27 protein-coding genes are annotated in these 22512 nt (G+C 59.3%); 15 read left to right on the forward strand and 12 right to left on the reverse strand.

Going from position 1 to position 22512, the window contains the following annotated elements:
- Positions 1–11 precede the first annotated feature (11 nt).
- The 5 genes from AC0Z2B_RS27020 (at position 12) to AC0Z2B_RS27040 (ending at position 4590) form a co-directional block, all read left to right on the forward strand.
- Positions 12–692, forward strand: coding sequence for a hypothetical protein (locus AC0Z2B_RS27020; protein WP_476300700.1), 681 nt, complete (start codon positions 12–14; stop codon positions 690–692).
- A 24-nt stretch (positions 693–716) separates the two neighbouring features.
- Positions 717–1919, forward strand: a complete 1203-nt coding sequence (locus tag AC0Z2B_RS27025) for a helix-turn-helix domain-containing protein (RefSeq protein WP_476300702.1) — start codon at positions 717–719, stop codon at positions 1917–1919.
- Between the two features lie 419 nt (positions 1920–2338).
- The gene (locus AC0Z2B_RS27030) at positions 2339–2593 is read left to right on the forward strand and encodes a hypothetical protein (RefSeq protein WP_476300704.1); all 255 of its coding nucleotides are present in this window, start codon (positions 2339–2341) and stop codon (positions 2591–2593) included.
- Between the two features lie 86 nt (positions 2594–2679).
- Positions 2680–3183: a hypothetical protein gene (locus AC0Z2B_RS27035; protein ID WP_476300705.1), complete on the forward strand. Its 504-nt coding sequence runs from the start codon at positions 2680–2682 to the stop codon at positions 3181–3183.
- 594 nt (positions 3184–3777) lie between these two features.
- On the forward strand, positions 3778–4590 hold the full coding sequence (locus AC0Z2B_RS27040; protein WP_476300706.1) for a hypothetical protein: 813 nt from the start codon (positions 3778–3780) through the stop codon (positions 4588–4590).
- 421 nt (positions 4591–5011) lie between these two features.
- Here AC0Z2B_RS27040 and AC0Z2B_RS27045 read toward each other — a convergent pair whose 3' ends face one another.
- Positions 5012–5731, reverse strand: a complete 720-nt coding sequence (locus AC0Z2B_RS27045; RefSeq protein WP_476300708.1) for an HNH endonuclease — start codon at positions 5729–5731, stop codon at positions 5012–5014.
- A gap of 103 nt (positions 5732–5834) precedes the next feature.
- Positions 5835–6707 carry a LysR substrate-binding domain-containing protein gene (locus AC0Z2B_RS27050; RefSeq protein ID WP_476300710.1) on the reverse strand — a complete coding sequence of 291 codons (873 nt, stop codon included), beginning with the start codon at positions 6705–6707 and terminating at the stop codon, positions 5835–5837.
- Between the two features lie 127 nt (positions 6708–6834).
- Between AC0Z2B_RS27050 and AC0Z2B_RS27055 the strand changes: the two genes are divergently transcribed.
- From AC0Z2B_RS27055 to AC0Z2B_RS27070, 4 genes are all read left to right on the forward strand, one after another.
- On the forward strand, positions 6835–7452 hold the full coding sequence (locus AC0Z2B_RS27055) for a LysE family translocator (protein ID WP_476300712.1): 618 nt from the start codon (positions 6835–6837) through the stop codon (positions 7450–7452).
- A gap of 224 nt (positions 7453–7676) precedes the next feature.
- Positions 7677–8165 carry a hypothetical protein gene (locus AC0Z2B_RS27060; RefSeq protein ID WP_476300714.1) on the forward strand — a complete coding sequence of 163 codons (489 nt, stop codon included), beginning with the start codon at positions 7677–7679 and terminating at the stop codon, positions 8163–8165.
- Positions 8166–8351: 186 nt separating this feature from the next.
- Positions 8352–8804, forward strand: a complete 453-nt coding sequence (locus AC0Z2B_RS27065; RefSeq protein ID WP_476300715.1) for a thiol-disulfide oxidoreductase DCC family protein — start codon at positions 8352–8354, stop codon at positions 8802–8804.
- On the forward strand, positions 8801–9172 hold the full coding sequence (locus AC0Z2B_RS27070; RefSeq protein ID WP_476300717.1) for a DoxX-like family protein: 372 nt from the start codon (positions 8801–8803) through the stop codon (positions 9170–9172). Before AC0Z2B_RS27065 ends, AC0Z2B_RS27070 begins: the two co-directional genes overlap by 4 nt.
- A 73-nt stretch (positions 9173–9245) precedes the next feature.
- Here the strand turns inward: AC0Z2B_RS27070 and dapF are convergent, their stop codons facing one another.
- Both dapF and gstA read right to left on the reverse strand, forming a co-directional pair.
- On the reverse strand, positions 9246–10073 hold the full coding sequence (dapF, locus tag AC0Z2B_RS27075; RefSeq protein WP_476300719.1) for a diaminopimelate epimerase: 828 nt from the start codon (positions 10071–10073) through the stop codon (positions 9246–9248).
- On the reverse strand, positions 10070–10699 hold the full coding sequence (gene gstA, locus AC0Z2B_RS27080) for a glutathione transferase GstA (protein WP_476300720.1): 630 nt from the start codon (positions 10697–10699) through the stop codon (positions 10070–10072). Before gstA ends, dapF begins: the two co-directional genes overlap by 4 nt.
- A gap of 137 nt (positions 10700–10836) precedes the next feature.
- Here gstA and AC0Z2B_RS27085 point away from each other — a divergent pair, with 137 nt between their 5' ends.
- Positions 10837–11151, forward strand: a complete 315-nt coding sequence (locus AC0Z2B_RS27085) for a winged helix-turn-helix transcriptional regulator (RefSeq protein ID WP_416423798.1) — start codon at positions 10837–10839, stop codon at positions 11149–11151.
- A 33-nt stretch (positions 11152–11184) separates the two neighbouring features.
- Here AC0Z2B_RS27085 and AC0Z2B_RS27090 read toward each other — a convergent pair whose 3' ends face one another.
- Positions 11185–12093 (reverse strand): LysR family transcriptional regulator, encoded by a 909-nt coding sequence (locus AC0Z2B_RS27090; protein ID WP_476300723.1) that lies wholly within the window; start codon positions 12091–12093, stop codon positions 11185–11187.
- 185 nt (positions 12094–12278) lie between these two features.
- On the opposite strand from AC0Z2B_RS27090, the gene AC0Z2B_RS27095 reads away from it, so the two are divergent.
- Together AC0Z2B_RS27095 and AC0Z2B_RS27100 are read left to right on the forward strand one after the other, a co-directional pair.
- The gene (locus AC0Z2B_RS27095; protein WP_476300765.1) at positions 12279–12695 is read left to right on the forward strand and encodes a DoxX family protein; all 417 of its coding nucleotides are present in this window, start codon (positions 12279–12281) and stop codon (positions 12693–12695) included.
- On the forward strand, positions 12692–13558 hold the full coding sequence (locus AC0Z2B_RS27100) for a pirin family protein (RefSeq protein WP_476300725.1): 867 nt from the start codon (positions 12692–12694) through the stop codon (positions 13556–13558). The genes AC0Z2B_RS27095 and AC0Z2B_RS27100 overlap by 4 nt, the downstream gene beginning before the upstream one ends.
- A 97-nt stretch (positions 13559–13655) precedes the next feature.
- Here AC0Z2B_RS27100 and AC0Z2B_RS27105 read toward each other — a convergent pair whose 3' ends face one another.
- Positions 13656–14438, reverse strand: a complete 783-nt coding sequence (locus AC0Z2B_RS27105; protein WP_476300726.1) for a hypothetical protein — start codon at positions 14436–14438, stop codon at positions 13656–13658.
- Positions 14439–14762: 324 nt separating this feature from the next.
- Here AC0Z2B_RS27105 and AC0Z2B_RS27110 point away from each other — a divergent pair, with 324 nt between their 5' ends.
- Complete coding sequence (locus AC0Z2B_RS27110) at positions 14763–15032, forward strand: hypothetical protein (RefSeq protein ID WP_476300728.1); 270 nt, start codon at positions 14763–14765, stop codon at positions 15030–15032.
- Between the two features lie 73 nt (positions 15033–15105).
- On the opposite strand, the gene AC0Z2B_RS27115 is transcribed toward AC0Z2B_RS27110, so the two are convergent.
- From AC0Z2B_RS27115 to AC0Z2B_RS27130, 4 genes are all read right to left on the reverse strand, one after another.
- Positions 15106–16689, reverse strand: a complete 1584-nt coding sequence (locus AC0Z2B_RS27115; RefSeq protein WP_476300730.1) for a hypothetical protein — start codon at positions 16687–16689, stop codon at positions 15106–15108.
- A gap of 11 nt (positions 16690–16700) precedes the next feature.
- Positions 16701–17798 carry a tellurite resistance TerB family protein gene (locus AC0Z2B_RS27120; protein ID WP_476300731.1) on the reverse strand — a complete coding sequence of 366 codons (1098 nt, stop codon included), beginning with the start codon at positions 17796–17798 and terminating at the stop codon, positions 16701–16703.
- Between the two features lie 164 nt (positions 17799–17962).
- Positions 17963–19015, reverse strand: coding sequence for an ADP-ribosylglycohydrolase family protein (locus AC0Z2B_RS27125; RefSeq protein ID WP_476300733.1), 1053 nt, complete (start codon positions 19013–19015; stop codon positions 17963–17965).
- Between the two features lie 9 nt (positions 19016–19024).
- Positions 19025–19279: a hypothetical protein gene (locus AC0Z2B_RS27130; protein ID WP_416422360.1), complete on the reverse strand. Its 255-nt coding sequence runs from the start codon at positions 19277–19279 to the stop codon at positions 19025–19027.
- A gap of 120 nt (positions 19280–19399) precedes the next feature.
- Between AC0Z2B_RS27130 and AC0Z2B_RS27135 the strand changes: the two genes are divergently transcribed.
- Positions 19400–20272: a helix-turn-helix transcriptional regulator gene (locus AC0Z2B_RS27135; protein WP_476300736.1), complete on the forward strand. Its 873-nt coding sequence runs from the start codon at positions 19400–19402 to the stop codon at positions 20270–20272.
- A 142-nt stretch (positions 20273–20414) separates the two neighbouring features.
- Here the strand turns inward: AC0Z2B_RS27135 and AC0Z2B_RS27140 are convergent, their stop codons facing one another.
- Both AC0Z2B_RS27140 and yjdN read right to left on the reverse strand, forming a co-directional pair.
- The gene (locus AC0Z2B_RS27140) at positions 20415–20963 is read right to left on the reverse strand and encodes a GNAT family N-acetyltransferase (protein ID WP_476300738.1); all 549 of its coding nucleotides are present in this window, start codon (positions 20961–20963) and stop codon (positions 20415–20417) included.
- A 111-nt stretch (positions 20964–21074) separates the two neighbouring features.
- Entirely contained in the window at positions 21075–21503 is a 429-nt protein-coding gene (yjdN, locus tag AC0Z2B_RS27145; RefSeq protein ID WP_416423793.1) for a VOC family metalloprotein YjdN, read from the reverse strand.
- A 168-nt stretch (positions 21504–21671) separates the two neighbouring features.
- On the opposite strand from yjdN, the gene AC0Z2B_RS27150 reads away from it, so the two are divergent.
- Positions 21672–22508 (forward strand): aldo/keto reductase, encoded by an 837-nt coding sequence (locus AC0Z2B_RS27150; RefSeq protein ID WP_476300740.1) that lies wholly within the window; start codon positions 21672–21674, stop codon positions 22506–22508.
- Positions 22509–22512: the final 4 nt, after the last annotated feature.

Below are 22512 nucleotides of genomic sequence, written 5' to 3' on the forward strand. Positions count from 1 at the left end.
GGAATGACCGCATGACGATGAAAAACCAAATTTTACGCTTTCTAAGAAAAGAAGCCCCAAAAGGCCACTATGAGGAGCTTGTCGATGCGGTCTCCCTTGCATTCCTGAAGGCTAGTGAACAGAGCAAGGCCCTCCGCTCCTTACCGCCTCGAAGGAAGTTAGCGCAAGATCGTAACTTTTTCCTGCAGGACGTTCTTAGCGAGCAAACCTCTTGGGATGGGCGATGCATTACCGCCCCCAACAATGGGGACGAGTTTGCGCTGCTGCGCTCCAATCACACATTGGTCACAGCGTCCGTCATCCCTTGGCGCAAGACCATTCGTCCGTCGAAGACTCGTCTCAACAATTCCGCGCTTAACCTCTACCTAGAATCGGTCCAGAATAATCCAGATTTTTTCGACACCTCTGACCTTGCAAATGTTTCTGGCCTAGACAAGCTTAATCTTATAATTGCTCCATTATCTCCCGCGACTTCGAATAGCTTCGATCAATCAAAGCCGGTAGCACTCATGCTCGCCGTACCTTATGCCAATGATCTTAATAGGTTTCACCTTTGGTGCGACATGAGCGAACTACTCAGAAGCTATGAACTTGAAACCGCAGATGAAAATGACCCTGTCTGGCCTAAACTCCGTGTACGGATGCGAAGCGAAGAAGACCAGGCAAAACTAGTAGAAAACATGGATGAATAGATCACACATAGAGGTTTCATAGCCATGCGCTTAGGTATTCAAGGTTTCAAACCTGAACGCCTTAAACAGCTTCGTCTGTCTGCGGACATGACACAGACCACTTTAGCTGAACAGGTGGGGTGTGCTGCTGGCAATATTTCCAAATGGGAAAAGGGTGATAGCAGCCCTTCAGCCCAGAGTTTTCGTAGGATTTGCGAAATCTTTGGGGTTCCCGAAAGCTGGATGCTGCAGGCAGCGCTTCAACCCCTAAAAGATAAGCCAAGCTTTTTTAGAAGCCAAGTAAGCACCCACAAATCGTCTTGGGATATAGCCGGTATACGGCTTAACTGGCTCGAGGAGATATCATTCAAGCTTCAAGAGAGCTTAGAATTTCCAACCGTCAATATACCCTTATTAGACGACGCCGATGCGCGACTCATCGACGACACAGATATTGAGGCAATAGCCTCACAATGCCGAACTCACTGGCGCTTGGGAACTGGCCCCATTAAAGATGTAATTCACACTCTAGAAAGTTTTGGAGCCATCGTAGCCAGAGACGAAATAGGCTATGTAAAAATGGATGGTGTCTCAAAATGGTCCTCATTAGACGATCGCCCCTATATTTTGCTGGCCGCTGACAAAGCTGCACCAATTCGCAATCGATTTGACGCTGCGCACGAGTTAGGCCACATTGTATTACACAGTAAAATTTCGACCGAACAGTACCAAAGTCATTACGATTTAATTGAAAGGCAAGCCCACCGTTTCGCAAGTGCTTTTTTAATGCCCGCAGAAAGCTTCAGTCATGAAATTAGCTATACAACCCTAGACACTTTCCAATCACTTAAACCACGATGGAAGGTGTCAATAGCATCTATGATAAAACGCTGCCAAGATCTAGAGCTAATTTCACCCGAACTCGCATCTAGACTGTGGAAAGCGCGATCTGCTAGAGGCTGGATTAAAAAAGAGCCACTTGACGACATTATTCCATTTGAGGAGCCGAAGCTAATTTCTCGCAGCATTCAAATGCTCATTGAAAACAAAATACTTTCTCGCGACAGCCTCCGTGACGAACTAGGAGTTCCTGTCGACAGACTTGAACGACTGTGTAATATACCCAGCAGTTACTTTACCAGCAGCGCAGCTGAAAAAATTATTGACATTCGCCTCCGACGAACAACCAGCCCAACCTCTAACTCACACAGTGAACATTCGAAAATCTTAAAATTTCCTAGCCACTAACCACCTGCTGCCGGCCCGAATACCCCGGGCCGCAGCGTAACCAACCCTATGACACTCCCTAACTCAACGCATATTTTTACGCACTTAAAAGCTGACACCAGACACCAGAAGGCACTTTAGGTAACGCCCTTTATCAACCGTACCAAATTAAAACAGAAAACAAATATTAAAGTTAAAAATCATTAGAAGTTACCACCATACCCCCCCCCAGCACGCCACTGCACTTCTATTACCCACAACATCAATGATCAACTTATCAAGCCCCCCTCGCCTTTATCCGCCGCCAAAGCCCGCACCAGCCATTAGATAGCACATATTCCTAGAATTCATGTTTGTCTCAGCTCCGCTTGCCTCATAATGATTACCTTACGTTCGGTTTCCCACCGAATGACGCCGTTTTTTGCCGTATGGAATGTGGAATGAACAGAATGACCGGCCGTACCGTTTTGACCTGGGCGCTGCCCGCTTTGCTGGCCCTGCTGATGACGGGGTGTGCGAGCGATCGTTCGCGGTGTTATGCCAAAGCGCTGCCTACTCAAGGTGAAGGTGGGTTGGCGTGGGGGCCTAATGCGAAGGCTGCCGAGGCGAAAGCGGTGCGTGATTGTGCGACGTATGCGGGGAGAAGCGGGGGGACGCCGGGGACTTGTCGGGTTGTTTTGGTGAAGTGCAAGTAGTGCACATGGGGTGATCTGGCGCTGATCACAGGGCAGGGAAGCTGCGGTATCATCCGACGGCATTCTCGCCAGCCAGGAAGCTAGCCGTGCAATTGTTGCGCCCCGCTTACTCATTACGTGCCTACCAAGCCCTCTGCGCCTTGACCTTTAGCTCGATACTCGCCGACCTGGCGTTTATCTTATATTGGGGACTTCGGCCCACGGATGTGACCGGCACGCTGATGGGTGGAGGCTATGGGCAGTTGATGTACATGATGGCCTGGTGGGCGGCCATCGGCAGCCTAGGGGTATGCAGCCGTATGCGTCTGCCTGGGCGCTGGCTGGCTTGGGGCGTGGCGGGTGTGATGCAAATGGGCATCGGCCTGTGGTGGCGGCTGCGCTACCCCGAGAGCTATGAGCTGATCTACATCCCGGAAAACCGGGATATTACCTATGCGATCGTTGTTGGGCTGGCGATAACAGCCTTGGCGGTGTGGCGAGGCCGGGCTCCACGGCCCATCGTCGATAGCGGCGCGAGGGGACTTAGGTCGGTAGTGGCGCTGGGGCTGCTGATTGTCTACCTTGGGGTGCCCCTGCATGCCTGGCTGTAAGAGCCGATGCCTTATTGCAGTTTTGATAAAGCGGGTAATCAGCTCACGATGTGTCTAGGTGATGAACCGAGGTCTTATCGATAGTTGGCGGGCATCGGGGCAACTCGGCGAGGACAACTACATCGCCTGTAAGGAATCTAGCTTGGTGACGGATAATACCCAGCACCACCGACTCCCGTTCGGAGTTTTCCAACTCCCCCCGTTTTTCCCTACGATGACTACCAGAACTCTCTTTTTGCCTAGCATTGCTTTTTAATCGTTAACAGGGGCAACATGCATTTGTGCCCCCTTGGGAGCGGCTAAGGCTTCGAGGGTAACGGCATGGGCCAAGGACGAGGGCTGCCCGCCCCTCATAAAAATATCAATGGCGAGCAAACAATAAACCCAGCAAGCTCAATAAGTTAACTTAATATAATCAAACACCTCAGGCACATAAAAGCACCGCCAAATCTTTAACACTTGGTGCAAGTTGAGATTCTCGTGATATCATTTCCCCAAGCGCACACAGGCAAATTTATTCACGCGACCCGTGAAATCTGAACACCGGATCATTCACAATGAATACCTCCCGCAAACCAAACACAAGAGAGAACCATGAACATATGGCGCCTAGTAGCCCACCACGAATACGCCCTCGAAGCACTTGAAGAGATGAAAGATAGAAACCGAATAGCTATAGGTTGGAGTCAGACAGGAGATCTAAGACACCACAATACAACCAACGCTTCAGAAATAGCCTCATTAATAGCTCAAGCGTACCCTTCATTAAACAATGCAAATCTCGGCGGACCTAGCCTATGGAATCTTTACAACGAGATGCAGGCCGGCGACTTAGCCATAATCAGCGCCAATGGAAAACGAGCCTGTGTTTTTGAAATATCGGGGCCTTATTTTTTTGAAAACAAAAACTTGCAAATTTTCGGTTACGGCCACCAAAGGCCAGCCAACCTGACAGAAATCAACCCTGACGAATTATGGAAAGAGTGCGAGTCTCGACAAAGTCCCGGTCAAAATATTCGCTGGACACTATTTAAGTGCTATAAGCCCACTGTAGTTCACCCTAAACTTTTTGAAGAAGGCCTGAGATACGACATCACAAGCACGGCAATTGAGCGAAATCCGCGGGCGCGGCAAAAATGCCTAGACCACTACGGCCCTACATGCTATGTATGCAAATTTAACTTTTCAAAAAAATACGGACAAATTGGTGAAAACTACATCCATATCCATCACCGGACTGACTTATACACACAAAGCTCGCAGTACATAATAGACCCAATTGTTGACCTGATCCCATTATGCCCAAATTGCCATGCGATGGTTCATACGCGCCGCCCCTCCATGCCAGTGGAAGAGCTAGCGGAGATATATAACAAACTCAATAGATTGACCAACAACAGCCTTTAACACACGACCCTATATAAATCCTGAAAATTGCTACCGACTCATACTCCCCAAGACATCTATACGGCTACCCACAACCTCCAGGCAGGGCTTCGTACCTGCCACCCCCAAATCAGGACCCATTATAATATCCAGCACCAAAACACCCCCCACACAAAAAAAAGAGAAAGCACCGTACTAAAACCTTAGCAATTTCAATCACCTTTAGAACTGCAGCAGTGCAGCAGTGCAGCAGTGCACCTCGATAACTCTTCTTTCAGCATGCCGATTCAGACCACTTAGCGACCAGCGCAGGGCATTAACGGATTTAATTCCCCAAGAAAAATACGGAATAAACGACCATTTTATTTTTACTGCACGTCGCCCTGCAAGTGTAGAAAGGCTACAAACAGCGAGCCCCCTCGCAACAGCAAACTTCACACCTTTACTCCTTATAACCAAAATGTAATTTTCGATGGCAATTCGGGCAAAGAGCTGTAGTATTATCGAGGGTATCCGTCCCGCCGTTGGCCAGATGAACAATGTGATGCACCTCTAGATATGGCCTCCCGTCGCTCCCATCAAAAGGGGCTGGCTTGTTGCACAAATCACATTTACCGTTAGCCAGAATACGCCGCGCAGCTATCACGATGGGATTTCGGACGAAATCCTCACGTACAACTTTTCGCCTTGGCGGCAGATAACCTGCTGGCGGCAACAGCGCCTCTAACTCAGAAAAGTTTTTTTCTAACGCTTGGCCAACCAATAGCTCAAGCTCACACCTTACTTTCTTGTGGGCTACGGTTGGCGAACGCTGCCTGGAGACGACAAATTTAAACTTTTCAACTTTAAAAACACTTTCACCTTGAAGCTTCCACTCAACCTTGGATATTCTAAATTCCGGAACAAAATCGGTCGTGAGCCGAGTAACACCAAGAAGCATTCCATTGGCAAGATTTTCCCCTGAGAACGCCGAATAGTCGAGCTCCACAACATTACCCACAACTTCAACTAGGCATTTGGCAAGCGTTGCAGACTTTTGTTTTCCAGGCCGCACATAATGAGACAGGACTTTACCACTACAGGGCCAACTAAGGTCAACTTGTTCAAACAGCTCTGTAGACCCCGCCATTTCCCCTTCCATCCACTTAAACCCAACTTTCATCGGAACTCCTTATCAAAAATGGCTGCAGAAATTTTATGAATAACTTGCTATTTTTCCAACTCTAGAATAGTCGAGATGCAACAGACGCAGCCTTCGGCAGCTGCTACGTGGGTTTTATGGCGGCCATTTGTGCGCGAATCCACTGCAGGAACACCGATTCCTTCCTGCCCTCCTCGAACCCCCGCGGCGCCAGCAGGCAATACCTCGAGCCGTCCTGCCGAAACCCGAACGGCGCCACCAACTGCCCCGACGCCAGCTCATCCTGCACCATCAGGAACGACGACAATCCTACCCCCAACCCCGCCGCAGCCGCCTGGATGCACAGGTAGAAATGCTCGTACTCCAACCGCGTCGACGCCGGTGCGGCCACTTCTGCCAACCGCAGCCAATGCTCCCAGGCCAACGGCCGGGTCTTGCTGCGCAACAGGCGCATGCCGTCCAGCTGCTGGCCTTCGGGCCATAGCGCTGGCGTGCACACCGGGCCTATCCATTCTTCGCAGATGGTTTCGCTGTACAGCGCCTCGCCCCAGTAGAAGTCGTCCCGCCGCACCGCTACGTCGGCGCCGGTGCGGGCGAAGTCGATGGGGCCGCCGGCGGTCAGCAGTTGCACTTGCAGGTGCGGGTGGGCGGCGTGGAAGTCCGGCAGGCGCGGGATCAGCCATTTCATGGCGATGGTCGGTTCGCAGGACACCACCAGCACCTCTTCGCGCGCGTCGCGGCGCAGGGTGTCGACGGCGCCTTCGAGCTGTTCGAAAAACGGACCGGTGACGTTGTACAGCAGCCGGCCGGCGTCGTTGAGGAAGATGGCGCGGTTGCGCCGGTCGAACAATTCGACGCCGATGCCCTCTTCCAGCAGCCGCACCTGGCGGCTGACGGCGCCGTGGGTGACGTGCAGCAGGCGCGCGGCCTGGACGAAGCTCTGGGTTTGCGCGGCGACGGTGAAGAAGTGAAACGCGGTGAGGGCTGGCAGCTTCATATAGGCGATGATTTCTCACAGATTCGCTGCACTATAAATCGTTTTTAATCCCCATCGCAAAGCGCCAATCTGCGCGGCATGGCGCACGGTACCTGTGCGAAAACGTCGTGCAAAATGGGGAGCAGGTATGAATGAGTTGTTGGCCGTAGCGGCGATCACGATGCTGGCGGTGATCAGCCCGGGGCCGGACTTTGCAATGGTCACCCGCACCAGCTACGCCTATGGGCGCCGCAGTGGGCTGATGGCGGCGTTGGGCATTGCCTGCGGGGTGCAGGTGCATGTGCTGTATACGGTGCTGGGCATTGCGCTGATCATCACCCACTCACCAATGGTGTTCATGGCGATGAAACTGCTGGGGGCGGGTTACCTGATCTACCTGGGGTGGAAGTCGCTGAGCAGCACGTCGGCCTTGGAGGTGGGCATGGCCCGCGGCCCGCGCCCGTCTGCTGGCAAGGCGTTCGGGATGGGGTTCCTGACCAACGCGCTGAACCCGAAGACGATGCTGTTCGTGGTGGCCACTTACAGCCAGGTGGTGCAGGTCAGCAACGGTTTGGCGACTGATTTGGGCTATGGGCTGTTCATGTCGCTGGCGCATTGGGGATGGTTCAGCGTCGTGGCGTTGTTCTTTTCGACGGAGGCGTTGCGGGCGCGTTTGCTGGCCAGGCAACGGGTGCTGGACAGGGTGATTGGTGCGGCGCTGATTGGGTTGGGGATGGGGTTGGCGCTGGCTGGGTGGGGGCGCTGAAGCGCGGCCCGTAGCAGCGGCCACCAGGCCGCGTCCCAGGCACCGCGGTGCCCTGATGTACTGCGGCGAGGCCGGACGCAGCCTCGCGGCAGCTGCTACGGGGCGGGGGCATTTATTGTTACGACTCCGGTTTCAGGTTCCTTTCTCCACCGCTGTAGAGTGGCGCCTGCAATGAAGTTGGGCGGTTGCGTTTCCCCGCCCACGGCAGACAAGGAGCCGCACCAGTGACGATGACTCACACCGCACCTATCTACAAGGAATACCCACGCTTCAGGTTTCCCGGCTACGCCTCGGAGGGCACCTGTTTCCTGCGAGTTTGCTCAAGCCCCAGCGGGCTGGTCGTGCTGTGCAGCCAACTGCTGGATTACCACTGCACGTCAGTGACCAACGCAACTGAGCAAATCGTGACCCGGGCAATCCAGCAGTTGCAACGGGACATTGGCCTGGACCATCTGCTGAGCAAAAAACGCTGGTGGCAGCCTCGAGCCGACCCCATGGAGGTAGCACGGCAGATATTGAAGCGCACGGCCTGGCTTGAGCACTACCCGGCCGGCTCGGCACTAAGCCCCTCAGGCTCACTTGCTTTCGTAGCGTTCGATAGCGACCTGCGTCCCATGTGGAACTTCGTATCCCGGGAAGACGCTGCGAGGGAATGTGGCGTGGCGCCGGCGTTCTTCGACATCGATGCGGAGCAACTCAAGCATGGACGATAGACGTCGCCTGGTTTGTGGAAATCCAGCCAACCAACACACCGCGAGCTCAGTCCAGCACCTATGACTGTCTGGCCTACATACCAGCCTCTGTAGCAGCGGCCACCAGGCCGCGTCCCAGGCGCCGCAGTGCAATGAGCGCACAGCGCGTTACACTGCTTCCCACAGCCCCACCCACGAGCCCCGCCCATGCCCACCTCCCTGAACCGCCCCACCCCCGCCCCGCTGCTGGCTCCCGGTGAAACCGTGGTGCTGTTCGACGGGGTGTGCAAGCTGTGCAACGGCTGGGCGAAGTTCCTGATTCGCCATGACCGCAGCCAGCGGGTGCGCCTGGCCACGGTGCAGTCGCCCGAGGGGCAGGCGTTGCTGGCGTGGGCCGGCCTGCCGGTGGATGCGTTCGACACCATGGCGGTCATCCGCGATCACCATTACTGGGTGCGCTCGGAGGCGTTTTTCGCGGTGGTGGCGCTACTGCCCGCGCCCTGGCCCGCGTTGCGGGCGCTGCGCCTTTGCCCGCTGTGGCTGCGGGATTGGGCCTACGACCGCATCGCGCTCAACCGCTACCGGCTGTTCGGCAAATATGACGTGTGCCTGATGCCCACGCCAGACCACCAGCGGCGCTTTCTCAAGGCGCCGGCATGAACCGCCTGCGCCAGGCGCACTGGCTGGGGCGTGGCGGCCTGGCGTTCATGTTTGCCTACCATGGGCTGGTGCCCAAACTGATCCTGACCGCCCCTGGGGAGCGCACGTTGCTGCAGGCCCATGGCCTGGGGGATGCGCTGTGGCTTTCCCAGGCGGCGGGGGTGGCCGAGCTGGCGCTGGCGGCGTTGTTGGTGTTCGCGCCGGGGCGCAGTTGGCCGTTGCTGGTGGCGGGCGTGGCGTTGTTGGCGCTATTGGTGGATGTGGCGCTGGTGCAACCATCAATGCTGATGGATGCCTTCAACCCGGTGACCTTGAACGTGGCCGGCATGGCGCTGGCCGCAACCGCCTGGGTAACACGGACCCCGTAGCAGCGGCCGCCAGGCCGCGTCACAGGCGCCGCGGTGAACGTGGTGGGCCTCGGGACGCCGCCTGCGGCAGCTGCTACGGGGGGAGAAAAGCGTCTGCCAGGCCCCCCGAGTACAGCCTTGCCACCGGCCCGGTCAACGTCACCGGCCCTGCCCCATCCCACTGCACGGTCGTGCTGCCGCCATCGCATTCAACCCGTACCTCGCTGTCCAGCAGCCCCCGGCGCATGCCGTTCACCGCCGCGCCGCAGGCGCAGGAGCCCGACCCCAGCGCCACGCCACCGCCGCGCTCCCAGATGCGCAGGCGGATGTGCTGGCGGTTGATGACCTGGACGAAATGCACGTTGGTTCTGGCCGGGAACAGCGCATGGTGTTCCAGCGCGGGCCCCAGGGCGGCCACGTCCACGGTGGCCAGGTCGTCCACGAAGTAGGTGCAGTGCGGGTTGCCCATGCTGACCGCGGCAGGGCTGCCGGCGATGGGCAGCTCACGGGTGTCCATTTCCCTTGCCAGGGGGATGTCCGCCCAGCCAAGCGAAGGCTGGCCCATGCTCACGGAAATATCGCCGGAGGCGGTACGCGTGCACGTCAAGAGTCCGCGCCCCGTACGCACCACCACGGCGGTGGTATTGCCCTCACGCATCAGAAAATCGGCGGCGCCGCGGGTGGCGCTGCCACAGGTAGCCAGGGGCGAGCCGTCGGCGTTCCAGAACACCAATTGCGCCTCGGCGTGCTCGCAGGGGAGCATCACGGCAAGCTGGTTGAAGCCGATGCCGCGGTTCCTATTACCCAACCGTCGGGCCAATTGCCCGGTGATGGCGACGGGCACGCGCCGGGCGTCGACAATGACGAAGTCGTCGCCGTTGGCGTGCATCTTGTGGAATTCCAGCAATGAGGTCGTGGTCATGCAAGCCCTTCTTCACGCAACGCTGTTAAAACCGCAGGCCGCGCCTTGACCCGTTCATGCCAGGCGCGAAGGTTGTGCAGGTGGTCAAAGTGGATGTCGGCCTTGTAGTAACTAGTCAACCAGCCGGCCTGCCCCCAGCCTGTCAATGCAAACAGGTAGGCGTCTGCCACGCTGAAGGCGTCCCCCATAAGGTACGGCTTTTCGGCCAGCTGAGCATCGATCCAGTGGAAGCGTTGCTCAAGCTTGGGTTTGGCGGTGGCCACGTATGAACCGGCCAGGGTGGCGTACAGCAACGGGATAAAGCCCTTGTGCACCTCGGACGACAGAAAGTTCAACCACTCCTGTAGCCGGTACCGCGCCAGGCTGCCTGCGGGGGGCACCAACTGGCACTCCGGTTTCAGGTCGGCGAGGTATTGCACAATCGCCGGCCCTTCGCGCAGCAAGGTGCCGTCTTCCAGTTCAAGGGCGGGCACGTAGCCCAGTGGGTTGACCGCGAGATAATCGGCGCCCGAATCGGTGAGGTGCTTCTTGTGGTCGACCTTGATCAAGGTCGCTTGCAGGCCCAGTTCATTCAATACGATATGAGGGGCTAGCGAGCAGGACGCGGGGATGTAGTACAGCTTCATGGGCGAGCTCCAGAACATGGGGAAATGGCACAGTGGCGCGTTCGGGCCATTCTAGAGCGCGGGTATAAAATAAGAAGAAGGCAGTAATTTGTAGTATAGGTACAAAATGTATACCTGCTTGCCCGAGGCTTGAGCTGATGAAACACAACATATCCGGTTGTTCGGTGGAAGAAGCAATGCGCTTGCTGGGCGGGCGATGGCGCCTGTTGATTGCCTCGTACCTGTTGGAGGGCCCCAAGCGTTTCAACGCCCTGAGGCGTGATATGCCGGCCATATCCCAGCGCATGCTGACGCTTGATCTGCGGGCGCTGGAAGAAGCCGGGTTACTCAAGCGCACGGTGTTTCCTACCGTGCCGGTAACCGTTGAATACGAACTGACGGAGGACGGCAGGCGGCTGGCGCCGGTCGTGGAGGTGATGCGCGAGTTCGGGCTGTGGGTTAAAAGCCGCTGATGCAGAGGCCCGGACGCCGCCTGGCGGCAGCTGCTACGCCTGCCCGCCTGCCTGGTGCACAAACCGCTCGATCAACCACCTCGCCGCCGGCCCCGGCGGCTGGTCCGTGCGGTAGATGACATCGAAGGCATAATGCCCACTCGCGTACTCGGCTATGTCCAGGTGCACCAGCCGGCCACTCGCCAGGTCCTGCGCCACCATCGGCGCCGGCATGTTCCCCCAACCAATGCCCTCGCGCAGCAGCATGTGCTTGGCCCCCAGGTCGGCAAGGCGCCAGGTGCGGTTGCCGAGCACGGCGAAGTCCTTGCCTTCGGTCAGGTGCGAACGGTCTGACAGCACCAGTTGGGTGTGCGCCCGCACCGCGCCCGGCGGGTTGGCGCCGTTCATGGCCAGGGGGTGGTCGGGGGCGGCCACCGGGATCAGTTCGACGCTGCCAATGGCCATTTTTTCGATACCGTCGATGGCGTTGCTCATCGGCCCGCTGACGCCGAGCGTGGCGCCACGGTTGATCACCCGGTCGGTTACCGCGCCCAGCGCCTCCATGTGCAGATGCAGGGCGACCGTGGGAAAGGTTTCACGAAAGGATTTCAGCGCATCCACCACCCGCTCCGCCGGCAGCATCACGTCCAGCACCAGGCGAACCTCCGCCTCCAGGCCCTGCAGCAGCCCCTTTACCTTGGCCCGCAGGCCGTGGATGCCGTGGGTGATGCTGCGCGCTTCGGCCAACACCGTGCGGCCCGCCTCGGTGAGCTGCGGCTTGCGGGTGGTGTGGCGGTCGAACAGCAGCACGCCCAGCTGCAATTCCAGGTTGGCGATCGAGTAGCTGACCACCGAGGTGGCGCGGTGCAGTTTTCTGGCGGCCGCTGCGAAACTGCCGACCTCGACCACAGTCATGAACACGCGCAGCTGGTCGAGTGTGGGGGTGCCGGGCTCGGTGATCATGACGGTGTCCTTGATGATGAAGACCGACAGTATCCGCCTGCTCGCTTCAGCTTGCCTAATTTATCGAACGTAACGCACTAAATTAGCCGGCTATTCAGATGGTCGGGGGCGGCGCACCATTTCTTCACTGCGGCGGTTCATGGCGAATCCGCCCTCCCTGAAGGCAATACCCCATGACTGCACACATGACTCAAGCCGCTGCCACCCCAGGCAGCTCCGACGTGGCCCAGGCCTCGGTGTCGTTGATCGGCCGCGTGCTGCTCAGCACCATTTTCATCCTGTCCGGCTTTTCCAAGCTGGCCGCCCCGGCGATGATGGTGGGCTACATCAGCTCGGTAGGTTTACCCCTGCCCCAGGTGGCGCTGGTGGTAGCCATCCTGGTCGAAATTGGCGGCGGCATTGCCCTGATCGCCGGCTACCGCGCCCGCGCCGTTGCGGCCGTGCTGGCGGTGTTCAGCGTGGCCACGGCGTTGGCCTTCCATAACACCCTGGGCGATCAGAACCAGTTCATCCACTTCTTCAAGAACATCGCCATGGCCGGCGGGTTGCTGCAAGTCGTGGCGTTCGGCGCCGGCCGCTTCAGCCTGGATGCACGTAAATGAAGCCGGTCGCGCCCCGCGCGATCGCCTACCGCACCACCGGCAGCGGCCACGGCGCCATCGTCCGGCTGATGAGCCCGGGCGACCTGGGCCAGTGGCTCAAGCCCTTCGTGTTCCTGGACCTGTTTGAAGGCGAGAGTGCGTTCATCAACGGCATGCCCATGCACCCGCACTCGGGCATTGCCACGGTCACGCTGATTACCGAAGGCAACCTGCGCTTCGACGACGCCGACTCGGGCCAGGGCTTCATCGACTACGGCGGTGTGGAATGGATGCGCGCCGGCGGCGGGGTGTGGCACGGCAAGGAAATGTCGGTGGGTACCTCGCCACGCATCCAGGGCTTTCAATTGTGGCTGGCCCTGCCGCCGGCGCTGGAGAACGCCAGCGTCGACAGCCAGTACCTGGAGTCCCGCGCCATGCCCGAGGCGGGCCCGGCACGGGTGATCCTTGGCGAGTACCAGGGGGTGCAAAGCCCGGTGCGCGCGCCCACCGGGGTGAACTACCTGCTGGTGACGCTGGGCGCCGGGCAGTCCTGGACCTACACGCCGCCGGCGGGCCATGAGTCGCTGTGGCTGAGTGTCAGCCGCGGCGCCCTGGCCGCGCCTGACCGGGTGCTGGGTGGCGAACTGGTGATCTTCGAGCCGGGTAGCGATGCGGTGACGCTAAGGGCTCTGGGCAAGGACGCGGTGTTCGTCATCGGCTCGGCCGCACCCCATCCCTATGACCTGGCCCTGGGCGACTACTCCGTGCACACCAACCCACAGGCCTTGCGCGCCGGCGAGGCGAACATCGCCGCCATCGGCCGCCGGCTGCGCGCGTACCTGAAGCAGACACCTACCGCGAACCACATCCCGGTCTTCAAATAACCCCCGTAGCAGCGGCCGCAGGCCGCGTCCCCAACCACCGCGCAACCCGAGGACGCCGCCTGGCGGCAGCTGCTACGGGGCGCGCGGTAGCCGGTTGCTACCGGAGGGCCAATACCTGCGCAGTCAAACTCTCGCGCAGCGCATCAAGCTTGCCGGCATTGGTTTTAACCGAAAGCTGCCCGGCAGGCTTGCGCCCGAGGAAGTAGGCAATCCGTTCCGCGTTCGCGCCAGAGGGGTGCGGCAAGCCGTGAAGGATTCGGTCGCTGTCGATCACGCCCTGGCGTGCCAGCCAATCCAATCCTTCGCTGACCTTCGGCCCAAGCGGAATATAGACCGCATCTGGTAAGGCACGCGCTTCCGGGGCGAAGTGCTCCAGCAGCTGCCGCTGCAGCAGCGGCTGGCGGATCATGTTTGGCGTGCCGCTGTAATTTTCGCCAGCGACGTGAATGGCATGACGCAGGATCGACGTCGACTGCACCCAATGTGCATGGTGGCTGAACAGGCTGTCACATGACCCCAGCCCCAGCCAGGTGTGCACGCCGATACGGTCCAGCAACCCCACCAGGTTCGGGCGCATGGCGCCGCTGAACGCGCCAGTGCGTTTGGCGGCCTGCAACACCTTGTCAGCCTTCGAGCCCATGGAGAGCTCCGCCTGGGCCGCGCACATAGCGTTCCTCCACTGCGTAAACCCTGGGGTTATACCCACCAACACCACTTTGGCCGTGGCATTGATGTGCTCGAAGGGCGTGTAGTGGCTAGTGAGGCCGCCGTCCTGGGCAAGACGAAATACGGGCGGTATCTGCGAGGCATCCTTGATGGCCTGGAAGTCGGTGGCCAGGATGGTGGCTGCGAATCTATCGAAGTGGGTGGTGTAATCCATTACGGTTACCTGAGGGTGCGCTGAAGTCTGCGAGCAACTGTAGCAGCAACTGTCTTCGCGGAGTTCGCGGCGGCAGCTTCTGTAGCCGCTGCCAGTGGCCGCGCTGGCCCTTGTCCAAGCTGAAATGCTTCAGTGTAAAGTTGGAGACCCCATTGGAGCGGACTTTGCCACGGCAGTCTCGCCTAGTAGGGACCTGCGCCAACATGAAGTATGGCTCGCCCTGCGTGTTCGCCAGCAACAGCGTGCCAATATCAAATTGCCACTTGCCTTCACACACCAGCAGTTGTCCAATACGTTTTTTGAGATAAGGAGTTTCTCTGCATCATGCTGAGCAATTTGAAAACGCCGCTGAACAGATTCGGCTTTGTGCTGATCTGCTGTTCCCTGGCCCTGTGTTTCGGAGCCTGGTTAATCAACTACGGCACCCACCTGGCGGGCATCAGCTGGGTCGCGCACCTGACGCTGGATCGAGTGTCGAGTTGGCAGCAGTTGGCATTCCGCACTGGCCTTGCAGGCGCAGTGGCGGGCGCGATACTCGCATACAACCTGTTGAGCTCAGTGAAACGCGTGTTGTATTGGGTGAAAGGTCAGTAGCGGAGCACGGCTACTCTGTTGATGGCATCCAGGCACATGGACTATCAATCGCTTTCCATGTGCCTGGCGTTGGCTACGCCTTGATCAGGTAACTTTCAATATCCTGGACAATGGCAAGTGACTTCTCGACGTTTTCGTTCATTGCCGCATCCAGGCCAGCAATTACAGCGCTGGAGCGCTCAGCCCTGATAACCCCCAACAAATCCATTTTGTCGATCAGGTAGCAGACGAAGGTCATGCAGAAAGCGGTCAGCGCGCCCACCACCACAGCAGTGAGAACAGAGGCGATGGGGGCGAACAGCGGCACGCTCAGAATCAGCTTCTCGGCCACTTCTTCAAGGGCAACGCCACCAATCACCACTCCGCCTACGGCCACCAGCTTCAATGCCTCATGCGCCGCTTGAGCGAACGTCAGGCCAGCAGGCGGGAACATCATGACCCTCAGTGCCTTGAGCAATGAGAAGACACCCTCCCGGATCATCCGCACTGCTCGCTTCCCTGTGGTAACGAACATGTTGATCAGCATGGTCACCGCGTTGGAGACAAAACCGGAAATGAAACCACCGGTAAAGCCTTCGACCAGGTTTTCCCATTTTGCGGCCACCCTGGCGCCCACTTTTTTCAAACGAACGGCCAGTTCGTCCAGCACTGAGTGATGCTGCTTACCATTATGGTAAACGTCTTTGATCTCATCGAAGGCGCTGGCAAAGATCTCTACCATCAGCAAGCCGAATGCCTGCTGAGTGCCCATCTTCACACCTTCGTTGACACCCGTGACGGCGGCATTTTTCGTGTAGAACTGGGCTTTCTCGCCTGCCGTGGGGGCATGTTTCCTTGCGGTCTCCCTGCCTTTTTCGACCACTGCATCAAATCGCTCACGGTTGATATTGAACGCGATCTCGTTGGTGACTTCCCGCCCTGCCGACTTGCGATCCGCCCACTCGGGCTTGTCGTGATCACGCATGGACTGGTTGATGGAACGCTCAGTGGAAACCAGGTTGTCGGTGTCGGTGGCGAAGTCCGCTTTTTCGGTTTTCGAGAGCATGAAGCCCCCGCTTTTATGAAAGTCGGAATTGGCGATTACATGGTCGGGGCTGGAGTTGGACGCCTTGATACGCTCGCCCGTGTAGCCATCGGTCAAATAGCCGTCCTGATCCAGCTGGCTCTTTGTAAACGTACTGCCTACCGATGTCGTGCTCTGGCCTTCAAACTTTTTCCCCTCGCTGTTTGCAGACGCGGTGTAATCGCTACGGTTGTACTCATCCTCTGCCCGCGCATAGATTTTCTGCCCAGCGTTGTGGATCGTGGTCACGTTGCCGCCCATCTTGTCATGGACCGCAATGACCTTGCCTAGCCCTAATGGTCCGGCGATGGCGCCAATGACATCCCGCTGGCAGCGGCGAAGCATGTCGTCCAGGCGTGCTGAATCGAACCCTGCCTGGAGCTCCCTGACCAACTGGTCGGCCTCGGCTGAGTGATCGCTGCTATCAAGGGAAATGGCTGAGAGAAAACTCATGGACGTCAGCCGGGTATTACTGGCCTCGGCGTTAAGTAGTTGGGCCACGGCTTCGGTCGATGCTGCGCTATGAAGGAGTGGCCTGCCGCCCACGGCCGCTCTCAAGGCCTGTTGCTTTTTGAATAATTCAAGCTTGCTCATCGATCCTGTCCTTAGGCGGCTTTCAGCACATTCCATGCTTGCATGAACGCATCTTCGTCTGCGTGAACGACGCCATCGGCATGCACGACCAGGTTGATGATTTCGTCAAAGATGGCCATGTCCACCCCGGATTCCCTGGCCTTTGCAAAGGCTTCCGGCAAAGTAGGAGGGTTCGCGTAAAGAGAACTGATGTCTGCAATGACTGACTCCGGCAATGCGCTGGCGGACAAACCCGAGATGAACAACTCGATATTCTGACGTTCCTCGTCGCAGATCACCCCATCACAATTCGCGGCCGATATGGCTACGGCTTGCATGGCGACGATGCCATCGAAGAAGCGCCCGGCCTCCCTCAAGTGAGTAAACACCTGCTCGAACTTGGCCCGCAGCTCCTGCACTGCCGCCACGTTTTCAGCTTTGCCTTTTTCCAGACCCTGTTGATAGCCCTGCTCACGTGCACCACTATCATCGCCAAGGTGGGCGCCAATCACGGCGCCGGCCACACCCGCGCCAACTGCGGCGGCTACTGCTCCACCGCTGGCCAGGGAGCCGGCCAATGTCGCAGCACCCAGCAACGAACCGCCTCCCGTAAACGGTACCGCAGCGACTGCGGCAACACCTACAACGGCACCACCTGCCACCGCCCAGTAATTGAGCGAGCCGTCTTCGTTCTCGAATTTGGTTGCCAGATCGCTGACGTAATCCTGTGACGCGTCGTAGGCATCGGAAGCGGCTTCGACCACGGTGTCAGTCACGTTGGACAGGGCTTCGGAAGTTGCGGTATAGGCATCAGCCGTCACGTCTGCCACGCTATCGGCTACATCGGAGATCACTTCGCGTGTTGATGCGTAGGCATCGGAAACAATGTCTGCCGCGCTGGAGACGGTGTCCACTGTGGCGTCGTAGGCATCTGAGATTTTTTCCGCCATCATGTCCCCTGCCTCGACCACGGTTTCGCGGGCCGCATCGTATGCCTTGGACAAGGCGTTGCCTATCGATGAAAAAATGTGGGTTTCACTGCGGATGACGCACGTCATCCGGGAAATATCCTGCTCGCGCAGGACGCTGTAGAACCCCTGGTCAACCTGAGAGTAAATCCTTCTAAACATCCTTGATGTTCCTTCATGGCCTTGGCTTGGGAGCAGCGGCCCGGTGGCCGAAATATTCCGTGCCGCACGCAAACTACCTGCAGAGGGTCGGCAGCGGCCAAAAAACATTTAATGAAAAATTAGCAAAATGCCATCATTTCATCGTTAGTGCCGTCCATACCACATCAGCCCCCCGGGTACGCCAACTCAATCCACCCATCCTCCTCCCCGCCATACCCGCAGTAATCGCGTGGCACCCGCACGATATCTTCCGCCACCCGCTCAATCACCCCGCGCAACTCCAGGCGCTGAAACCATCGCGCCGGTATCGACGCCGCGCCGTATTCAACCCCCAGCAGGTGCCCGGCCACCAGCCCGGTGCTGTCGCTGTCACCGCTATGGTTCACCGCGCGGATGATGCCCTCCTCCAGGTTGTCGGCCGTCAACGCGCACCACACGCCAATGGCCAGGGCTTCCTCTGCCACCCAGCCACCGCCCAGTTCGCCAATGCGCTCCGGGGTGGGCCGGTAGCCTTCGCGCACGAAGAACAGCACGCGCTCCAGCAGTTCGCGTACCTCTTGCATGCCCGGCTTGTGGCCATGGGTGGCCAGGCTGACGACCAAGGCTTTTTCCAGGCTGGCCGCGTGGTCGACCATGCGCTGCAGAATGTCGGCGAACAGCGCGGCCGCCAGGTAACCGCTGGGGTGGCCGTGGGTGAGGCGGCCGGCTTCGGCGGCGTAGTCGAAGGCCTTGGCGAAGAAGGCGCAGGGGGCGCTGCGCATCAGCGCGCCGCAACCTTTGCTGTGGTTCTGCGCCAGGCTGCCCAGGTGCTGGCTGGCCTTGAGGGCGCTGATGCAGGTGGTGCCGGGGGAACGGCGCGCCCACAGGGCTTTTTCGCTGATCAGCCAGCCGTCCGCACTGACGTGAATGGCCGGCACTTCACCTTGGGTCAGCAGCCACCGCAGCAGCGCATGGTGGATGACGCTGGGCACATGGCAGATCCCGCGGGAACTGCCACGGACATAGGCGCGCAGCAGGCCTTCGGCGGTGAAGAGCATCATTTGCGTGTCGTCGGTGATGGCGCCGATCTGGCCGTAGGCCGGGGTGAAGTCGGTGATACCGCGCGGGCCGTATCTGGCCTCGATCACGGGCCACTCAAGAAATTCTACCGGGGCGCCAAGGGCGTCGCCGACGGCGCCGCCCAGCAGGCAACCCTTGATGCGTTCGAGTCGGTTCATGAGGTGTCCTTACAGGGCGGCTTCGGTGTGTTGCAGGCGGGCCAGCTTTTGCTTCAAGTCGGCGATGCAGGCTTTTTCGGCGCGCAGGGCGGAGCGCAGCTCGCGGTTTTCCATTTCGCGGATGCGCGCCCAGCGCACGCCGTTCTGGCAGTTGCGGGCCAGTTGCCACAGGTCGCGCAGACGCAGGTATTGCATCAGGAGGATCAGCAGGATGACGCCCATCAGGGTGATGGCGCCTGTCGAAACCAGGTCCGACGTACTCATGTTCATATCCTTTGGATGACGGCTTGAATTGCCTTTGCCAGACAAACGATATGTAGTGTTAAGCGACAGGTCTAGAATGTAGACTTATACAGGTAAACATTCCGCGCACATGGAGCCGCGATGAAACGCCTGCAGGAAATCGAACAAGTCCGCTGGGACCTGGCACTTCGCTATCGTCTGATTGAAACCGTTGCCTGGTGGGAAGGCCGGCTGACCACGGGGCACCTGATGCAGAGCTTCGGCATAAGCCGGCAACAGGCCTCGAAAGACATCAATACGTACATCAACGAACATGCGCCTGAAAACCTTACATATGACAAAAAAATAAAGGGCTACGTGCCCAGCAGGGCCTTTGCCCCGCGGTTTATCGAGAACAGTGCCAGCGCCTACCTGCACCTGCTGTACCAGAACAATGAGCGCAAGGATCACATTGAGGGGCTGGCCCTGGCCTATGCCCATACGCGGGTACTGGAGGTGCCGGACCGCCCCATCCGGCCGGAGGTGCTGCGGCCGTTGCTGAAGGCCTGCCGCGAGGGGCTGCGGCTTGAGACCGAGTATGTGTCGCTGAACACACCCCAGGCCGAGACACGGCTGATAGCCCCGCACACCTTGGTGTACACCGGCATGCGCTGGCATGTGCGCGCGTATTGCGAGAAGAATCGGCAGTACCGGGATTTCGTCTTGAGCCGCTTGCGTGGCGAGCCGGAGCTGCTGGACGCATCGGCGAATGGCGCCGATCAGGATGAGGACTGGAACACCGACATTCCGGTAATATTCACCGCCGACCAACGGTTGAAGCCTGAGCAAATGGCGATTATCGAAACAGACTTCGGCATGGTCGACGGGCAACTGGTAGTACCTAGCCGTCGGGCACTGGTGAAGTATGTGTTGCAGCGGTACCAGATCGATCCGAAGAGCCATAACCCCAAGGCGGCGGCGCAGCAGATTGTGGTGCAGAACCTGGAAGCGTTGAAGCCTTGGCTTTATGACTAGGCGGCAAATGCGGCTACGCACAGTCCTTGTAGAAGCCCAAGCCATAGCGGCCCCCGTAGCAGCGGCCGCCAGGCCGCGTCACCGCCGCGGGTGTTTCTCAGCTGGACTGCTTCAGGGCCAGGACGCCGCCTGGCGGCAGCTGCTACGGGGCCGGACGCGGCCAGGTGGCGGCGACGGCGCCGAACAGCAGCAAGTCGTGGAACACGCCGTCCTTGAGAAACGCCTGCCTGCTGCGCCCTTCCGGCGCCAGCCCGGCCTTTTCAAGCACCCGCGCCGAGGCGCTGTTGGCGGCCAGGCAGGCGGTGTGCACGCGGTGCAATTCCAGCGTTTGAAAGGCAAACAACATCAGGTGCCGGACCGCTTCGGTGGTGAAGCCCTGGTTGCGAAACGCCGCGCCGATCCAGTAGCCCAGGTGGCCGCTACGGTGGCGCCTGGAGGGGCGCAGGTTGATGACGCCCATCAGCTCACCTGCGTGGGTGTGGATACCTGCCACGTAATCCTCGTCGCGTTCGGCAGCCTGCCTCGAACGCTCGATAAAGGCGTGGGCCGCCTCCACCGTGTAGGGCGATGGCATGTTCGCGGTAAAAGCACGCACCCACGGGTCATCGGCCAACTCGGCCAGGCGGGCGGCCTGTGGTGCGTTCAAGGGTTTGAGCAGCAGCCGGGGCGTGCGCAGTGTCGGTAGGTCCATCAGTGGTGCTCCCTGCTCCTGGCGCATCGATGTCGACGTGGTCCGGGACATGATGCGCCATGACTGTGAACGTTTGGTGGGCCAGGACGCAGCCTTCGGCAGCTGCTACGTTTACGCAGCCCCTGGCTTTTTCTCTACGTTCACCATCCACGGCACGCCAAAGCGGTCGGTCAACATGCCGAAGCCCTGCGCCCAGAACGTCTCGCCCCAGGGCATGCGCACCGTGCCGCCCTGCCCCAGCCCGTCGAACCAGGCCTTGCCCTTGGCCAGGTCATCGGTGGCTACCGACAGCGCAAAGCCGCCGTGGGTTTTCTCGCCGGGGGTGGGGTCGTCGCTCATCATCAGTTGGGTGGTGCCGATCAGCAGGTTGGCGTGCATGATGCCGTCGGGCGGTGCGGCGGGGCAGTCGGCGCCGCTCGACGCTTGCGGCGCTTCGGCGAAGGTCATCTTGAATTGCACGGTGGCGCCCAGCACGGCGCAGTAGAAATCAATCGCTTGCTGGCAGGTGCCAGGAAAAAACAGGTAGGGTTGCACGTTCATGACGCAGCTCCCAGGCAGTGGCGGCGCGAATGCACCGCCCCGTTCAACAGCATAACCCCTGTAGCAGCGCCCGCCAGGGCGCGTCATGGCCAAGGAGGCCTGCAACTTTTCCAGCGGCCGTCCCTCGAACCCAAAGACCTTTCGTTAAAGCCCGAGCAGGAGACTGACATGCCAACCGCTCCACTGATCACCCTCAACGACGGCGCACAAATCCCCCAACTCGGCCTCGGCGTCTGGCAGCTGGATGACGACCAGGCCTACGCGTCGTCGAAGGCCGCGCTGGCCGCCGGCTATCGGCATATCGACACGGCGATGATCTACGGCAACGAAGCCGGCGTGGGCCGGGCCGTGGCCGAAAGCGAGGTGCCCCGCGAGCAGATCTTCGTCACCACCAAGCTGTGGAACGCCGACCAGGGCTTCGACCGCACCCTGCGCGCGTTCGACGCCAGCCTGGAGCGCCTGGGCCTGGAGACCCTGGACATGTACCTGATCCACTGGGCCATCCCGAAGAAAGGCGCCTACCGCGACACCTGGAAAGCCTTCGTGCGCCTGCAGGAGGGAGGCCGGGTGCGCTCCATCGGCGTGTCCAACTTCAATGCCGAGCACCTCACCCACATCATCGATGACACCGGCGTGGTGCCGGCGGTGAACCAGATCGAGATCCACCCCGACTTCAACCAGGCCGAGCTGAGCCAGTGGTGCCGCGCCAAGGGCATTGTCACCGAGTCCTGGAGCCCGCTGGGCCAGGGCGGCGAGCTGCTGCAACTGCCGCTGTTCGCCGAAATTGCCCAGCGCCACGGCAAGACGCCCGCCCACGTGATCCTGCGCTGGCACCTGCAGCAGGGCCACGTGGTGATCCCGCGCTCGTCCAACGCCCAGCGCATTGCCGCCAACCTCGACGTGTTCGACTTCGAGCTCAGCCCGCAGGACCTGCAGGCCATCGCCCAGCTCAAGCAGACCGGACGCCTGGGGCCAGACCCGCTGACCATCGAGATGGGCCTCTGACACA

This window comes from Pseudomonas sp. GYB4201 (assembly GCF_056312595.1).

Coding starts and splice junctions, on each gene's coding strand:
- AC0Z2B_RS27130 (WP_416422360.1), bottom strand. CDS start 19,279: ATGAGTACGTCGGACCTGGTTTCGACAGGCGCCATCACCCTGATGGGC.
- AC0Z2B_RS27045 (WP_476300708.1), bottom strand. CDS start 5,731: ATGAAAGTTGGGTTTAAGTGGATGGAAGGGGAAATGGCGGGGTCTACA.
- gstA (WP_476300720.1), bottom strand. CDS start 10,699: ATGAAGCTGTACTACATCCCCGCGTCCTGCTCGCTAGCCCCTCATATC.
- AC0Z2B_RS27110 (WP_476300728.1), top strand. CDS start 14,763: ATGCTGAGCAATTTGAAAACGCCGCTGAACAGATTCGGCTTTGTGCTG.
- AC0Z2B_RS27085 (WP_416423798.1), top strand. CDS start 10,837: ATGAAACACAACATATCCGGTTGTTCGGTGGAAGAAGCAATGCGCTTG.
- AC0Z2B_RS27055 (WP_476300712.1), top strand. CDS start 6,835: ATGAATGAGTTGTTGGCCGTAGCGGCGATCACGATGCTGGCGGTGATC.
- AC0Z2B_RS27030 (WP_476300704.1), top strand. CDS start 2,339: ATGAACAGAATGACCGGCCGTACCGTTTTGACCTGGGCGCTGCCCGCT.
- AC0Z2B_RS27115 (WP_476300730.1), bottom strand. CDS start 16,689: ATGAGCAAGCTTGAATTATTCAAAAAGCAACAGGCCTTGAGAGCGGCC.
- AC0Z2B_RS27140 (WP_476300738.1), bottom strand. CDS start 20,963: ATGGACCTACCGACACTGCGCACGCCCCGGCTGCTGCTCAAACCCTTG.
- dapF (WP_476300719.1), bottom strand. CDS start 10,073: ATGACCACGACCTCATTGCTGGAATTCCACAAGATGCACGCCAACGGC.
- AC0Z2B_RS27070 (WP_476300717.1), top strand. CDS start 8,801: ATGAACCGCCTGCGCCAGGCGCACTGGCTGGGGCGTGGCGGCCTGGCG.
- AC0Z2B_RS27095 (WP_476300765.1), top strand. CDS start 12,279: ATGACTCAAGCCGCTGCCACCCCAGGCAGCTCCGACGTGGCCCAGGCC.
- AC0Z2B_RS27125 (WP_476300733.1), bottom strand. CDS start 19,015: ATGAACCGACTCGAACGCATCAAGGGTTGCCTGCTGGGCGGCGCCGTC.
- AC0Z2B_RS27040 (WP_476300706.1), top strand. CDS start 3,778: ATGAACATATGGCGCCTAGTAGCCCACCACGAATACGCCCTCGAAGCA.
- AC0Z2B_RS27120 (WP_476300731.1), bottom strand. CDS start 17,798: ATGTTTAGAAGGATTTACTCTCAGGTTGACCAGGGGTTCTACAGCGTC.
- AC0Z2B_RS27135 (WP_476300736.1), top strand. CDS start 19,400: ATGAAACGCCTGCAGGAAATCGAACAAGTCCGCTGGGACCTGGCACTT.
- AC0Z2B_RS27105 (WP_476300726.1), bottom strand. CDS start 14,438: ATGGATTACACCACCCACTTCGATAGATTCGCAGCCACCATCCTGGCC.
- AC0Z2B_RS27025 (WP_476300702.1), top strand. CDS start 717: ATGCGCTTAGGTATTCAAGGTTTCAAACCTGAACGCCTTAAACAGCTT.
- AC0Z2B_RS27100 (WP_476300725.1), top strand. CDS start 12,692: ATGAAGCCGGTCGCGCCCCGCGCGATCGCCTACCGCACCACCGGCAGC.
- AC0Z2B_RS27050 (WP_476300710.1), bottom strand. CDS start 6,707: ATGAAGCTGCCAGCCCTCACCGCGTTTCACTTCTTCACCGTCGCCGCG.
- AC0Z2B_RS27065 (WP_476300715.1), top strand. CDS start 8,352: ATGCCCACCTCCCTGAACCGCCCCACCCCCGCCCCGCTGCTGGCTCCC.
- AC0Z2B_RS27090 (WP_476300723.1), bottom strand. CDS start 12,093: ATGATCACCGAGCCCGGCACCCCCACACTCGACCAGCTGCGCGTGTTC.
- AC0Z2B_RS27020 (WP_476300700.1), top strand. CDS start 12: ATGACGATGAAAAACCAAATTTTACGCTTTCTAAGAAAAGAAGCCCCA.
- AC0Z2B_RS27150 (WP_476300740.1), top strand. CDS start 21,672: ATGCCAACCGCTCCACTGATCACCCTCAACGACGGCGCACAAATCCCC.
- yjdN (WP_416423793.1), bottom strand. CDS start 21,503: ATGAACGTGCAACCCTACCTGTTTTTTCCTGGCACCTGCCAGCAAGCG.